This window comes from Acinetobacter sp. NIPH 298 (genome assembly GCF_000369505.1).
In the GTDB taxonomy this organism is placed as follows: Bacteria; Pseudomonadota; Gammaproteobacteria; order Pseudomonadales; family Moraxellaceae; genus Acinetobacter.
This window is the reverse complement of record NZ_KB850054.1, coordinates 468,309-482,090: the sequence shown is the minus strand read 5'-3', so window position 1 is coordinate 482,090 and position 13,782 is coordinate 468,309. Positions and strand designations below refer to the sequence as shown.

Below are 13,782 nucleotides of genomic sequence, written 5' to 3'. Positions count from 1 at the left end.
GTTGTATCGCTATGCCATGATTATGTTCAAATTGTATTCAAACAATTAGGCTTTGATTTCATCAAATACCCAAGGACGCACTTGTTTGGCTTTCGCTTCAAAATCTCGAATCTCATCAGCAACTTGTAAAGTTAAACCAATGTCATCTAAACCATTCAGCAAACAATGTTTGCGGAATGGATCAATTTCAAAATTGAAGGCTTCACCTGTTGGCGTACGTACTTGTTGTGCTTCCAAATCAATGGTCAATTGATAACCTTCTTCAGCACATTCTTTAAATAACTGATCTACAATCTCTTCAGACAAGATCACAGGCAACATGCCATTTTTAAAACAGTTATTAAAGAAAATATCTGCAAAGCTTGGCGCAATCACGGTACGAAAACCATATTCATTTAATGCCCAAGGTGCATGTTCGCGGCTTGAACCACAACCGAAGTTAGTACGTGCCAATAAAATCGTTGAACCTTGATAACGAGGCTGATTCAAGACAAAATCAGGGTCTTTAGGACGTTTACTAATGTCCTGACCTAAATAACCTTCATCTAAATAACGTAATTCATCAAATAAATTATCGCCGAAGCCAGTGCGCTTGATTGATTTTAAAAACTGTTTCGGAATAATTAAATCAGTATCCACATTGGCACGATCTAAAGGTGCAACAATACCTTGCTCTACAGTATATTTTTCCATGATTTTGCTCCTTTAGAATGAACGAACATCAACGAAATGACCTGCAATCGCTGCCGCAGCTGCCATCGCGGGACTGACTAAATGGGTACGCCCACCATTGCCCTGACGACCTTCAAAATTACGATTTGAGGTTGATGCACAATGCTCACCTGGTTGTAACTTATCCGCATTCATTGCCAAACACATTGAGCAACCCGGTTCACGCCATTCAAAACCTGCTTCCAAGAAAATTTGATCCAAACCTTCTTGCTCTGCCTGCTGTTTTACCAAACCAGAACCCGGAACAATCATCGCTTGTTTGATACTTGAAGCGACTTTACGACCTTTCACGACTTCGGCAGCGGCACGAATATCTTCAATACGAGAGTTAGTACATGAACCAATAAAGACACGATCCAATTGGATATCAGACAAAGCCTGACCTGCATTTAAGCCCATATATTGATAAGCGCGTGTCCAATCATTACGTTGTACATCATCTTTGGCTTGCTCTAAAGTCGGTACTGCTTGCGTAACTGGAATCACCATTTCTGGAGAGGTTCCCCAAGACACTTGCGGCTCGATCTCTGCGCCATCCAATACAACGACAGCGTCAAATACTGCATCTTCATCAGAATGTAAGGTGTTCCAATAGGCGACTGCTTGATCCCACTGCTCAGCTTTCGGTGCATAGTTACGATCCTTCACGTAGGCAATAGTCTTGTCATCAACTGCAACCATACCCACACGGGCACCCGCTTCGATTGCCATATTGCACACGGTCATACGGCCTTCAATCGACATATCACGGAACACTTGTCCGCCAAACTCGATTGCATAACCCGTACCACCAGCCGTACCAATCTTGCCGATGATGGCCAAAACCACATCTTTCGATGTCACGCCTTTGCCCAATACACCATCCACACGGACTAACATATTTTTAGATTTTTTCTGTACTAAGCATTGTGTTGCCAATACATGTTCAACTTCTGATGTCCCAATCCCATGTGCCAAACAACCAAAAGCACCATGCGTTGCCGTATGCGAGTCACCACAAACCACGGTCATACCCGGTAAAGTTAAACCTTGCTCTGGGCCTACAACATGCGCAATCCCTTGGCGAATGTCATTAATCCCAAATTCAACGATATTAAATGTTTTACAGTTATCGTCTAAGGTTTGCACTTGGATACGAGAGGTTTCGTCCTCAATTCCTGCAATCCCCTGTTCACGCTCTTTTTTAGAGGTTGGAACGTTGTGGTCAGGTGTTGCGACATTGGCACTTAAACGCCATGGTTTACGCCCAGCAAGCTGTAAACCCTCAAATGCTTGAGGACTAGTGACTTCATGCAATAAGTGACGATCAATATAAATTAAGCATGAACCATCATCACGTTGCGTTACTAAATGGTCATCCCATAATTTGTCATACAATGTTTTGCCTGCCATGTCGTCGCTCTCCATCGTGCTTGTCATAGGACTGGGTAATTTAATCTTAGACTGATTATAACAATCGTTTTACATAAATCTAATTTATCATTTTTATAAATTAACAAACTTTTTGGAATGAGTTGGTTTTTCTGTCATTCATTCAAATTAAGGCGATTTTCGCAACCAATTCATAACGCGCAGTTGTTGAACCCTACAAAACTCCTTTTCATTATCTGTAATTAAATCAAGATTTAATGACAATGCTTGAGCAGCTATCATCATATCGTTTGGACCAATAATTTGCCCGCGCTGCTCCAAATCTGCACGAATTAACCCATATTGCTTTGCAGCCAAAGTATCAAATTCAACAATCTGAAATGATTGGATGATACTGTCAAAGACTTGTCGGTTATATTCACGTTTTTGGCTTTTGGCGATACCGTATTCAATTTCAGCCAACACCACCGAAGACAACACAATATCACTTGCAGGACAACGACTTAACCAATCATATAAGTGAGGTACATTTTTACTCATGGCAATCCAAATATTGGTATCCAATAAATAACGCATAAGATTTAATCCAAACTTATTTGATCCAATGGTGACAATTCCACATCAGATATTGAATCTAGCTGTAAACCACCCAAGTGCCATGCTTGTTGTAAAGCATCAGCAGCACTCATATTTGATTTTTTTTCTGGAACTAAACGAGCAATAATTTTTCCTCTACGCGCAATCGCAATTTCTTCTCCACTTTCAACACGTTGCAATAACGCTGAAAAATGAGATTTTGCATCGGTAATTTTCACCATTTCCATCAGATACTCCTTTAAACCGATCTGACCATAATAGTCTGATTGTAGGCTCAATACGTATAAAAAACAATCTGACATTGCGCTGTGTTTTCTAAATCAAGCCAAATCGTTTAACCGTGTACGGACGATTCTAAAACCATCATTTTTTTCATTGTTCTGTATTTAAAAACTTTTCAAGCATAAAAAAACAAATAGTGATTGCAATAACAGCACCCAGCATAAGATCAAAAATCAAAGCTGTTGTACTGTAAATAGACACTTGCAAACTACTCAGAATAATCATGGTAAATATCCACCCAAGCAAAGAACCTATTTGAGCGATGAATAGCATGAATGTTGCTTGATAAATTTTTATGCCTTTCATTACACCGAGAATAGCGATAAAAAAGGCAACAAAAATACTCGCAAATTGTGTAAAGAAAATATCCAACAACACATTAAAATTTTGGCTGTAAGCAACCACAAAAATAATAAAAAACAAGAATAAAAAACTGATAACCCCATAAGAAATAGTTTTCATATTTAACCTATAAACCGAATATTAAATTAAAAATTAGCAGATTCTGATTTCGCTTGAGCTGCTCGTTGCTGTGATTGGTAATCTCTTCTTTTTTGCTCAAAATCATCGGTAAAATATTCAACTTCGACTTTAAAACCGCCCATATGTGGTGCGCTGACCACCACAAACTCTTGGTTTGGCGTTTTAAATGTCGTACTACGATTCCCAACAAATGGATCTTGTTTATCAATCACTTTGTAATCATTCTCTTGAACATAGTTCACTACTTTTTTATAGGTCGTGTGATTCATATGATCGACTTCTTTGATCACCATACTGGCATAAGCCAATTTTTGATCTTGATCAAAGCCAAATTGTGTTCCCATCAAACCATCAATATCAAAACCTGAACCATCGTTAGCAAGAATCCCGCCACCTGCATACGACTCCCCTCCCACCTGATAATGACTCAGCCTTTTCTTCACTGACTCAAAAGTGGAATCCCTAAGTTTAAAGCCCAATACAGGTGTACCTTTCAAATTTGGGTTATCTTCTGGAGCAAGCATTTCTTTTGGTGGCATCGGGCTTTCTTTATTCGTAGTCACTGTTTCTTTTGTTGCAGATGATACGATATTATTTTGTGCAGCAGTTTCCTTTGAGCAACCCCATAACACGCCACTGCTCACGCAAAGCACAATGAAAATCTTAATATTCATGTTTTTCTCAACTCAACACTTATGATTTAAGGATAGGTCTTAAAACCCAATTTTTTACGGTTTTCATTTAAGCCATCAATATCACTTTGATTTATCGCAGATGTCGCTTCATTGATTGCACTCCATATAAGTGCATCTTGATTTTTGGTCGTTCTTAGTGGACTTGACCACATTGAAGATCGAGTATTACCACCTGGAATCGGCAATTTCGTATCTTGCAAACGAATCACGGCAACGGCTGTTGTTTGTCTCTCATTGATTGCTGAACCAGTCGTTATATTAATTCCAGCATTGGCTTGTTTGAGTTGCCGACAAACTCGATCATAACCTTTAAACTCAAATGAATTGTTATCTATAATTGTTTGAATTTTATCATCATAGATCATAAGGATTGAACAAGTTTCTGCATAAGTCGAGTTATTCAACAGCCCAAGTAAAAAAATAGAATAGAATAATTTTCTCACCATATACATACCTTTCCGTATTATTTTTAAGTTGCAAAACAATACTAAGACTCCCTTAGTAAAAGTTCAATACGAAAACTAAGAAAATCTTAGTTTTCATTGATTGCAAAAAATTATGCAGCCTCATACATCTAATGTATTTGCATTACGCCTGCGTCTTGCTCGGAAAGCACACAAACTTTCCCAAGAACGTTTAGTCATTTTGGCAGGAATTGACGAAGCATCAGCCAGCGCACGCATGAATCAATACGAACGAGGTAAACATGTTCCTGATTTTTTGATGGTGTCTAAGATTGCCCAAACTCTGAATTTACCAACTGCTTATTTTTATGCAGAAGAGGATCAACTTGCTGAAATGATTCTACAATTCCATCTACTGACGCTAGAACAAAAAGAACAAGTCTTAAATTTTATTCAGCAACTTTCTGCGAAGCTTCCTTAAAATCTCTCTGACTCCACTAACTGATCAATAAATCCAATCACCATAAATCAAAATTTCTTTTTTACTTTACAAACAATAATGATTATCATTTAAATAATTAAGTTTTTACGATGGTGCTTACAATGGCGAATATTCAACAATTCGTGATAAACAATCAACGGACGCTCAAAAAGACCTTGAGTTACTACATCTTACATATTAGTGTTGCTATGCTAGTCGCCTATGCGATTACAGGAAACTTACTCGTGTCCGCAACCTTGAGCTTACTTGAACCCACCGTACAGGCATTTGCTTTTTTCTTCCATGAAAAAGTGTGGAGTCGTTTTGGTTAAATGACATAAAGTAAATCAAGCTCTTGGTTAAATTTTTAAAATGTTCTTGGATACATCCCTATGAACCTTGCTGCATTTGAAGCATTTGTAAAAGTGATGGAAACAGGTTCTATTTCTATCGCGGCAGAACAATTATTTATAACTCAACCTGCGGTCACCAAACGGATTCATAGCTTAGAACAGTATTTTGATGTCAAGCTATTTGAATCCGCAGGACGGGGTATACAACCCACCTATGCTGCACACTCACTGTTGCCTAAAGTAAGGGGTTGGCTCAACGAACTTGGCGAAATTCACCACACCTTAAGCCATGAGCAAGCGCAGGTACAAGGTCGCTTAAAAATCGGAACCAGCCATCACATCGGCTTGCATCATCTAGCAGAACCACTCAAAAACTTTGTGCAACATTTTCCGAAAGTCACTTTAGATGTTCATTTTGTCGATTCTGAACAAGCGCATGAGCACGTACTCGCTGGAGAGTTAGAGCTTGCATTTTTGACCTTGCCGCCAATTGGAGATGATCGTCTGCGTTATGTGACGATTTGGAATGATCCTTTGGTTTTTGTTGCGTCGCCCTTTCACCCTTTAGCACAACAACAAAACCTGAAGCTCGAAGACCTTATTGCCTACCCAAGCTTACTTCCAGCAGCACACACTTATACCAGTCAAATCACACTTGCTGAATTTGAGAAAAAAGGCTTAAAACCGAAAATTAGCATGAGCAATAACCCGTTAGAATCCATCAGAATGTTGGTTTCGATTGGCTTAGGTTGGTCAGTGTTACCAAAGACATTGCTCAATCATGATTTACAACAATTAGATTTGAATCTAGATATGCAGCGCAAATTGGGCATGGTGTGGCACCCTGCCCGCATTCAGTCTAAAGCTGCTGAAGAGTTGATTAATATGATGACCTAAATCGACCAGTCTTGGATTTCCCATGCTTGATCTTGAGCGAGTGTTTCTAAGCGGTCATCGGGGTTCACCGCAATGGCATGGGTTGCATATTCCAATAAGAACCGGTCATTAATCGAATCCGAATAAGCCCAAGATTCATCAACTTCACGGCCTGCCAACCATTGATCCAAGCGCACCAACTTACCTTTTTGATAGCATGGCACACCTGTTACTTTACCCGTGTATTTGTCTGCAATCACTTCAGCATTGGTGGCAATAATTTCAGTAATGCCAAATTCACGGAAAATCGGTGCAGTAATAAAATCACTGGTCGCAGTAATCCCAACAATCGCATGCCCCAACGCTTGATGTCGTTGAATTGCCTCAAAACCTTTAGGGCGCATTTGTGGACGAATCACTTTTTGCATAAACAACTGATGAAGTTCCGTTAAATACTCATTGTCATGTTTGGTCAAAAACTCAAAAACAAATTCATTATAAGCAATCGGATCAAGTTGCCCTGCTTTATAGTCTTCATAAAACTTGTCATTCATTTGACGATGATGAACTGGATCAACCAAAGCTTCATTGACCAAAAATTCACCCCACGAATGGTCAGAATCGGTATTTAACAGGGTGTGATCTAAATCAAACAAAGCCAATTTCATATAAATGCTCATTTAAATGCAAATTAAAGAAAAAAAACGTAAATCTATTTCCGTAAGTCACTAAAAATTCGTTAAGATCATAGCAATTTTAAACATTTTACTTTGATCTTTTTCGAGTTGGACGTGCAAGCGTGACTGTCCCCGATATCAAAGTCAACGATATAGACAAAATTTAGGTAGCCAAATGATCGACTCAGAAGGTTTCCGACCCAACGTCGGGATCATTTTGGCAAACGATGACGGACACGTCTTATGGGCAAAACGCATTGGTCACAATGCTTGGCAATTTCCACAAGGAGGTATCCAGTTTGGAGAAACCCCTGAGCAGGCACTTTTTCGTGAACTGAGAGAAGAAGTCGGTTTATTGCCCGAACACGTCCAAATTATAGCGCAAACTAAAGGTTGGCTGCGTTATCGTTTGCCACATCGGTACATTCGGTCAGATTCAGATCCGATATGTATTGGACAAAAGCAAAAGTGGTTTTTACTGAAATTAACGGCTTCGCCCCATCATATTCAGTTAAACCTATCAGACCCACCCGAGTTCGATGAATGGCAATGGGTGAGTTACTGGTATCCATTGGGTCAAGTGGTCAACTTCAAACGTGATGTTTACCGTAAAGCCATGATGGAATTGTGCATACAATTACCTCAGCGTTAATTGTTATAGAATCATCATTTTAAGCAATGATTTTCAACAAGAGAGCTGTTATAAATAGGCATATAACGATTTATAAATTGGAGTAAACATCCATGTCAAACATGCAACTCGACACCCTCAGACGCATTGTGCAAGAAATCAATGCGTCCGTCAGTTTGCATGACTCTTTGGACATTATGGTCAATCATGTGGCTGAAGCGATGCACGTGGATGTATGCTCTATATATCTCTTAGATGAGCGTAATCGTCGTTATGTGTTGATGGCCTCAAAAGGTTTAAACCCTGAATCCGTTGGACAAGTCTCTTTAAGTGTCGGTACTGGTTTGGTCGGTTTAGTCGGTCAACGCGAAGAAATTGTCAACTTAGACAATGCGCCGAAACATGAACGCTTTGCTTATTTGCCTGAAACAGGTGAAGAATTATTTAACTCATTCCTTGGCGTACCTGTGATGTATCGCCGTAAGGTTATGGGTGTTTTAGTGGTTCAAAATAAGGAATCACAAGACTTTAGTGAAGCGGCTGAATCCTTTCTGGTCACGCTATGTGCACAACTATCTGGTGTGATCGCGCATGCCCATGCCGTAGGGAATATTGACGTTTTCCGCAAACCCAATGGCGGCTCTACCTATAAAACCTTTCAGGGTGTGTCTGGTGCGGGTGGCATCGCCTTAGGCCGTGCGATTGTACTCTACCCCCCTGCTGATTTAGCCGTGATTCCAGATCGCGAAGCTGAAGACATTAGCGATGAATTAGCATTACTCGATCAAGCGATTGCTTCAGTTCGTATAGAAATTCAGTCCTTAGATGAAAAAATGCAAGATTCCCTCATGTCGGAAGAGCGTGCTTTATTTAGCGTGTTCTTACGGATGTTGGATGAAAATGCACTGCCAAGTGAAATTAAAGACCACATTCGCTCAGGCAGTTGGGCACAAGGTGCGGTGCGGAAGGTGATTGATAAACACATTGCCCTCTTTGCACAAATGGAAGATGACTACCTACGAGAACGAGTTTCTGACCTTAAAGACTTAGGTCGTCGAATTCTCGCTTGCTTGCAGGAAAATGATACCAGTCATCGTGAGCTTAGCCCTGATAGCATCCTTATCGGTGAAGAAATCAGTACCGCCGCGCTCGTTGAACTTCCTGTTGATAATATTGCAGCGATTGTGACCTCCGAAGGTGCAGCCAATTCACATATGGTGATTGTGGCACGTGCACTCGGGATTCCAACGGTTGTGGGTGTAACCGAGTTACCGATTACTACGCTTGATGATATTGAGATGATTGTCGATGCCTATCAAGGACGGATCTTCGTCAATCCACCACGTCGATTACGCCAACGTTATAAAGAAGTCCAAAAAGAAGAAGAACAAATTGCCAAAGATTTAAAGCAGTATGAGACCAAAGATGCGATCACACCCGATGGCGTCGCAATCCCTTTATTTGTCAATACTGGTTTAATGATTGATGTGGTCCGTGGGGTACAACGCGGTGCCAAAGGTGTCGGGCTATATCGTAGTGAAATTCCATTTATGCTGCGTGAACGCTTCCCCGGTGAAGAAGAACAACGTGCGATTTACCGCCAACAACTCAGTCATTTCGCCAATAAGCCTGTGATTATGCGAACACTGGATATTGGTGCGGATAAAGATCTGCCGTATTTTAGTATTGAAGAAGAGAACTCTGCATTGGGCTGGCGTGGCTTGCGCTTTACGCTGGATCATCCTGAGATTTTTTCTGCACAAATCCGTGCGATGCTAAAAGCCAGTATTGGTTTAAACAACCTTCATATCTTACTGCCAATGGTGACCAGTGTCAGTGAAGTGGAAGAAGTGTTGTACTTATTTGAGCGTGACTGGATTGCAGTTCAAGAAGAAGAACAAGTCAAAATCACCAAACCCAAACTCGGCATTATGGTTGAAGTGCCAAGCGTGCTGTTTCAAATTGATGAGTTTTCGGAACTGGTTGATTTCTTTTCTGTGGGTTCAAATGATTTAACGCAATATTTATTGGCTGTCGATCGTAATAACCCGCATGTGGCCAATGTCTACTCACATCTACATCCCTCGGTTTTACGCGCACTGCGACAACTGGTACAAGATTGCCATAAGTATCAAAAACCGATCAGTATTTGTGGGGAAATGGCAGGTGATCCGTTGTCCGCGATTCTGTTGATGGCAATGGGCTTCGATACCCTTTCTATGAGCTCAAGTAATATTTTAAGGGTCCGAAAGGCGATTTGTCATATTCCAATGAGTGATGCAAAACGGCTATTAGATGAAGTTTTGCGTATGAATAATCCATTGCTGATTAAGAGCTGGCTAGAGCATTATTTTAGAACACATGGTTTAGCGGATATGGTTAAATCAAATCGTTTGGTCAACGCCTAGAACAGAGAAATCGAGCGTATCAACACTAATAAAAAAAGGGTGATCCTCTTCTGAGCGTCACCCTTTCTTGTTAGATATTATTATTTTAAATAAATCTGTTGCTTGCCGCTTCCCAATTTAACACGAGGGAATTTTCGGTCGTAGTCAATCACAATCGCATCTTTTCCTGTCAAATTCTGAGTAGCCGACTCCCATGTCACGTAATAAGTAATCTCAGCGTCCCCGCGGACCGTCGGTTGAATCAGCTTTTTATGATCTGCTGGCACTGTAAAATTCACAGTAAACGGAACTTGAGAAACCTGCACTTGCTTTTGTTGAATTAAGGTCGCAGGCGCATCGGCCAAACCTGTTTCCAAAGCATATAAACTGACTGTACCTTGCTGTTGCGGCACGCTATAGGTGGCATTCCCAACAAATTCGACCGTTACTGTGTTTGATTGAGTGGTTTTCAGGCCACTATTGTGAGCAACTGAGCTACAACCCGTCAGAAGAGTCAGTGACAAACCTAAACCATAAGTAATTTTTTTCATTTTTCTATCCCAAAACAGTTAAACTCAAAAATACCATGAAATAAAATCAATTCATTTTCACTTACATATTTCTAGCATTTAAGCTTAGAAATTCCATATCAATTGAATTTGCGAAATCACCTTATTTACACAACACCAACATGTATTTGCGCTATAACGTCTAAATATATTCATGCCATCTTCCTCTAAGCAACTTTTCATTCTGACCGCTACCATCTCAGAAAAATATAGAATAAACATCTATTTTTTAAATATTTTTTAACTTCCTTAACAATTCATATATCAACACAAGTTAAGTTAAAGTTTAAGATTTAAACAGCTTCAATCGAATAAAGCATTTAAGACATCAACTTTAATCCATTGGAGAAAAGAGTTTTATCCACCTAGAGTAAAAAGTACAAAGGCTACACCTAATCATGGTAAATATCATTTAGGCATCTATCACGATACCCAATCGAGCCATGATTAGGCTGTAACGGTCCAACTTTCATAACGGTCTAATAGTCAGGCTGATTTCATGCAGATCACCCTGATGGAGAAGAAACATGAGCCAAGATGACAAAAAATGTCCTTATAGCCAACTTACAACAGACTTTGGTGCGCCCGTCGTTGACAACCAAAATAGTTTAACTGCGGGCGCGCGAGGACCACTCCTTGCCCAAGATTTGTGGCTAAATGAAAAACTTGCCAATTTTGTGCGTGAAGTGATTCCTGAGCGTCGTATGCATGCCAAAGGTTCAGGTGCATTTGGTACATTTACAGTCACCCACGATATTACCCAATACACTCGCGCTAAAATTTTTAGTGAAATCGGTAAAAAAACTGAAATGTTCGCCCGTTTTACCACCGTTGCTGGTGAGCGTGGTGCCGCTGATGCTGAACGTGATATTCGCGGTTTTGCCCTTAAGTTTTATACTGAAGAAGGCAACTGGGATATGGTCGGGAATAACACACCTGTGTTCTTTTTACGTGACCCACGTAAATTCCCAGATTTAAATAAAGCAGTGAAACGCGACCCTAAAACCAATCTTCGTAGCGCAACCAATAACTGGGATTTTTGGACTTTACTGCCAGAAGCACTGCATCAAGTGACCATCGTAATGTCAGACCGAGGAATTCCTGCCAGCTATCGTCATATGCATGGCTTTAGTAGCCACACCTATAGTTTTATTAACGCAGCCAATGAGCGTTACTGGGTAAAATTCCACTTTAGAACACAACAAGGCATCAAAAACCTCACTGATGCAGAAGCAGGTGAATTGGTTGGTCAAGATCGTGAAAGCCATCAACGTGATTTATTTGATGCGATAGAACGTGGAGACTATCCAAAATGGACGTTGTGTGTACAAATCATGCCTGAACAAGATGCTGAAAAAGTTCCCTACCATCCATTTGATTTAACCAAAGTTTGGCCTCATGGTGACTACCCACTAATCGAAGTTGGGGAGTTTGAGTTAAATCGTAATTCAGAAAACTTTTTCTTGGATGTTGAACAATCCGCCTTTGCACCGAGCAACCTCGTTCCTGGCATTAGCGTTTCACCAGACAAAATGCTGCAAGCACGTCTATTCAACTATGCTGATGCCCAACGTTATCGTTTAGGTGTGAATTATCAACAAATTCCAGTCAACGCGGCGCGCTGCCCTGTTCACAGTAATCACCGTGATGGTCAAGGGCGTACCGATGCTAATTACGGTGCTTTACCACACTACGAACCAAATAGTTTTGGTCAATGGCAAGAGCAAGCGCAGTACAAAGAGCCACCATTGAAAATCAATGGCGATGCTGATTTTTGGGATTTCCGTGAAGACGATAATGACTACTTTAGCCAACCTCGTGCGCTGTTTGAACTGATGACACCTGAGCAACAACAGGCATTGTTTAACAATACCGCAGGCGCGATGGGTGATGCACTAGACTTTATTAAATATCGCCATATTCGTAACTGCTATGCATGTCATCCCGCTTATGGTGAAGGCGTCGCACAAGCATTAGGTTTAACGGTGGCCGATGCTCAAGCCGCACGTGCAACCGATCCAGCGAGACATTTACCAAGCTTTCTTTAATTTTTGAAGTACAAAAAAAGCCATCCTCGAATTAATGCCAGTCAGTTAAGAAATTGACTGGTATTTTCTTGGATATTTCTGAGGTTTCATTTTGACGACTCTAGGACACTACCTTTGTCTCTTTTCAGGTAAAAGGGGCTTTGTTTCACAAACCTATCTCTCAGGGCTTATTCAGCAATATAATTCCTAGATGAATAAGCCTGCTTCCAAAATATATCGTACAACGAATTGGTCTTCTTACAACCGAGCTTTGATCAATCGTGGAAACCTCACCATTTGGTTTGATCCCAAGACTCAGTGGTATGCGCAAGCAAATGGTAAACAAGGTCGAAGTCAAACTTATTCTGACGCAGCCATCCAGTGTTGCTTAATGATCAAAGTCCTATTTCCTTTAACTTTACGAATGACCACAGGCTTTGTTCAAAGCCTCATTAAACTCTGTGGATTAGATTGGACGGCACCAGATTATTCCACGCTGTGTAGAAGACAAAAGCATATTGATATTGCAATTAGCTATCACAAAAATAGTGATGAACTTTACCTGCTTGTGGACTCTACTGGCTTGAAGTTTTTAGGTGAAGGTGAATGGAAAAGGAAGAAACACCAGCCTGAATATCGTCGCCAATGGCGTAAACTCCACATCGGTATAGATGCCAAAACCCTGCAAATACGTGCAGTTCAGCTCACGACGAACAATGTCAGTGATTCACAGGTACTTGATGATTTTACTTGATCAAATTCCACTGGAGGAGCGTATAGATTCAGTGTATACAGATGGAGCCTATGACACAAAACGATGCCCTCAGGTCATTGCAGATCGACAAGCGCATGCGGTGATTCCGCCGAGAAAAAATGCGAAGCGTTGGAAAGGTAGGAAGCTGAGATCTTTAGAGAGAAATGAATTACTGAAAACGGTCAAGCACCTAGGAAGAACTATTTGGAAAAAATGGTCTGGGTATCACCTCCGAATTTTGGTAGAAACCAAGAAGCATTGCATCAAATTATTAGGAGATAAACTCAATGCTAGGAATTTTCAAAGCCAAGTGAACGAGATTCACCCACGTGTAGCAGTACTCAATAAATTTACTGAATTAGGTCGGCCTCATACCGAAGTTGTCACTTAGATTTGAGTCGCTTAGAGTAGTTCTATTTTTAAATCTTTGTGCAACAAAGCCGTCTCAAGTATCAAAAAAATT

The 13,782-nt window shown here is 40.6% G+C and carries 15 protein-coding genes and 1 pseudogene; 7 read left to right on the top strand and 9 right to left on the bottom strand.

What is annotated here, in order from left to right; all coding sequences use genetic code 11:
* Positions 1-45: 45 nt before the first annotated feature.
* The 7 genes from leuD to F903_RS04600 all read right to left on the bottom strand — a co-directional run bounded on the left by leuD (position 46) and on the right by F903_RS04600 (position 4,606).
* Entirely contained in the window at positions 46-693 is a 648-nt protein-coding gene (gene leuD, locus F903_RS04630) for a 3-isopropylmalate dehydratase small subunit (protein ID WP_005194964.1), read from the bottom strand.
* A 12-nt stretch (positions 694-705) separates the two neighbouring features.
* Entirely contained in the window at positions 706-2,124 is a 1,419-nt protein-coding gene (gene leuC / locus F903_RS04625) for a 3-isopropylmalate dehydratase large subunit (protein WP_005194962.1), read from the bottom strand.
* A 147-nt stretch (positions 2,125-2,271) separates the two neighbouring features.
* Positions 2,272-2,679, bottom strand: a complete 408-nt coding sequence (vapC, locus tag F903_RS04620; protein ID WP_005194960.1) for a type II toxin-antitoxin system tRNA(fMet)-specific endonuclease VapC — start codon at positions 2,677-2,679, stop codon at positions 2,272-2,274.
* Positions 2,680-2,684: 5 nt separating this feature from the next.
* On the bottom strand, positions 2,685-2,927 hold the full coding sequence (locus tag F903_RS04615) for a type II toxin-antitoxin system Phd/YefM family antitoxin (protein ID WP_005194959.1): 243 nt from the start codon (positions 2,925-2,927) through the stop codon (positions 2,685-2,687).
* A gap of 145 nt (positions 2,928-3,072) precedes the next feature.
* Positions 3,073-3,444 (bottom strand): hypothetical protein, encoded by a 372-nt coding sequence (locus tag F903_RS04610; RefSeq protein ID WP_005194957.1) that lies wholly within the window; start codon positions 3,442-3,444, stop codon positions 3,073-3,075.
* Between the two features lie 26 nt (positions 3,445-3,470).
* Entirely contained in the window at positions 3,471-4,139 is a 669-nt protein-coding gene (locus F903_RS04605; RefSeq protein WP_005194955.1) for a hypothetical protein, read from the bottom strand.
* A gap of 26 nt (positions 4,140-4,165) precedes the next feature.
* Positions 4,166-4,606: a hypothetical protein gene (locus F903_RS04600; RefSeq protein WP_034594846.1), complete on the bottom strand. Its 441-nt coding sequence runs from the start codon at positions 4,604-4,606 to the stop codon at positions 4,166-4,168.
* 112 nt (positions 4,607-4,718) lie between these two features.
* On the opposite strand from F903_RS04600, the gene F903_RS04595 reads away from it, so the two are divergent.
* The 3 genes from F903_RS04595 (at position 4,719) to F903_RS04585 (ending at position 6,295) form a co-directional block, all read left to right on the top strand.
* Positions 4,719-5,045, top strand: coding sequence for a helix-turn-helix domain-containing protein (locus tag F903_RS04595; protein ID WP_005194951.1), 327 nt, complete (start codon positions 4,719-4,721; stop codon positions 5,043-5,045).
* 122 nt (positions 5,046-5,167) lie between these two features.
* Positions 5,168-5,377: a DUF2061 domain-containing protein gene (locus F903_RS04590; protein WP_212749344.1), complete on the top strand. Its 210-nt coding sequence runs from the start codon at positions 5,168-5,170 to the stop codon at positions 5,375-5,377.
* Positions 5,378-5,437: 60 nt separating this feature from the next.
* Complete coding sequence (locus tag F903_RS04585) at positions 5,438-6,295, top strand: LysR family transcriptional regulator (protein WP_005194944.1); 858 nt, start codon at positions 5,438-5,440, stop codon at positions 6,293-6,295.
* Here F903_RS04585 and F903_RS04580 read toward each other — a convergent pair.
* Positions 6,292-6,942 (bottom strand): HAD family hydrolase, encoded by a 651-nt coding sequence (locus F903_RS04580; protein ID WP_005194942.1) that lies wholly within the window; start codon positions 6,940-6,942, stop codon positions 6,292-6,294. The genes F903_RS04585 and F903_RS04580 overlap by 4 nt on opposite strands.
* Positions 6,943-7,126: 184 nt before the next feature.
* On the opposite strand from F903_RS04580, the gene F903_RS04575 reads away from it, so the two are divergent.
* Complete coding sequence (locus F903_RS04575) at positions 7,127-7,603, top strand: RNA pyrophosphohydrolase (protein ID WP_005194940.1); 477 nt, start codon at positions 7,127-7,129, stop codon at positions 7,601-7,603.
* Between the two features lie 92 nt (positions 7,604-7,695).
* Entirely contained in the window at positions 7,696-9,990 is a 2,295-nt protein-coding gene (ptsP, locus tag F903_RS04570) for a phosphoenolpyruvate--protein phosphotransferase (RefSeq protein WP_005194937.1), read from the top strand.
* Positions 9,991-10,070: 80 nt separating this feature from the next.
* On the opposite strand, the gene F903_RS04565 is transcribed toward ptsP, so the two are convergent.
* Positions 10,071-10,520, bottom strand: coding sequence for a hypothetical protein (locus F903_RS04565; protein ID WP_005194930.1), 450 nt, complete (start codon positions 10,518-10,520; stop codon positions 10,071-10,073).
* A gap of 545 nt (positions 10,521-11,065) precedes the next feature.
* Between F903_RS04565 and F903_RS04560 the strand changes: the two genes are divergently transcribed.
* Positions 11,066-12,586: a catalase gene (locus tag F903_RS04560; protein ID WP_005194928.1), complete on the top strand. Its 1,521-nt coding sequence runs from the start codon at positions 11,066-11,068 to the stop codon at positions 12,584-12,586.
* A gap of 190 nt (positions 12,587-12,776) precedes the next feature.
* Positions 12,777-13,710, top strand: a pseudogene (locus F903_RS04555) (IS5 family transposase).
* Positions 13,711-13,782: the final 72 nt, after the last annotated feature.

Excerpts from the sequence above, each read along its gene's own strand:
- F903_RS04605 (WP_005194955.1), bottom strand. The coding sequence starts at position 4,139 with ATGAATATTAAGATTTTCATTGTGCTTTGCGTGAGCAGTGGCGTGTTA.
- F903_RS04560 (WP_005194928.1), top strand. The coding sequence starts at position 11,066 with ATGAGCCAAGATGACAAAAAATGTCCTTATAGCCAACTTACAACAGAC.
- vapC (WP_005194960.1), bottom strand. The coding sequence starts at position 2,679 with ATGCGTTATTTATTGGATACCAATATTTGGATTGCCATGAGTAAAAAT.
- leuC (WP_005194962.1), bottom strand. The coding sequence starts at position 2,124 with ATGGCAGGCAAAACATTGTATGACAAATTATGGGATGACCATTTAGTA.
- F903_RS04610 (WP_005194957.1), bottom strand. The coding sequence starts at position 3,444 with ATGAAAACTATTTCTTATGGGGTTATCAGTTTTTTATTCTTGTTTTTT.
- F903_RS04580 (WP_005194942.1), bottom strand. The coding sequence starts at position 6,942 with ATGAAATTGGCTTTGTTTGATTTAGATCACACCCTGTTAAATACCGAT.
- F903_RS04575 (WP_005194940.1), top strand. The coding sequence starts at position 7,127 with ATGATCGACTCAGAAGGTTTCCGACCCAACGTCGGGATCATTTTGGCA.
- F903_RS04595 (WP_005194951.1), top strand. The coding sequence starts at position 4,719 with ATGCAGCCTCATACATCTAATGTATTTGCATTACGCCTGCGTCTTGCT.
- ptsP (WP_005194937.1), top strand. The coding sequence starts at position 7,696 with ATGTCAAACATGCAACTCGACACCCTCAGACGCATTGTGCAAGAAATC.
- F903_RS04600 (WP_034594846.1), bottom strand. The coding sequence starts at position 4,606 with ATGGTGAGAAAATTATTCTATTCTATTTTTTTACTTGGGCTGTTGAAT.
- F903_RS04615 (WP_005194959.1), bottom strand. The coding sequence starts at position 2,927 with ATGGAAATGGTGAAAATTACCGATGCAAAATCTCATTTTTCAGCGTTA.
- F903_RS04590 (WP_212749344.1), top strand. The coding sequence starts at position 5,168 with ATGGCGAATATTCAACAATTCGTGATAAACAATCAACGGACGCTCAAA.
- F903_RS04565 (WP_005194930.1), bottom strand. The coding sequence starts at position 10,520 with ATGAAAAAAATTACTTATGGTTTAGGTTTGTCACTGACTCTTCTGACG.
- leuD (WP_005194964.1), bottom strand. The coding sequence starts at position 693 with ATGGAAAAATATACTGTAGAGCAAGGTATTGTTGCACCTTTAGATCGT.
- F903_RS04585 (WP_005194944.1), top strand. The coding sequence starts at position 5,438 with ATGAACCTTGCTGCATTTGAAGCATTTGTAAAAGTGATGGAAACAGGT.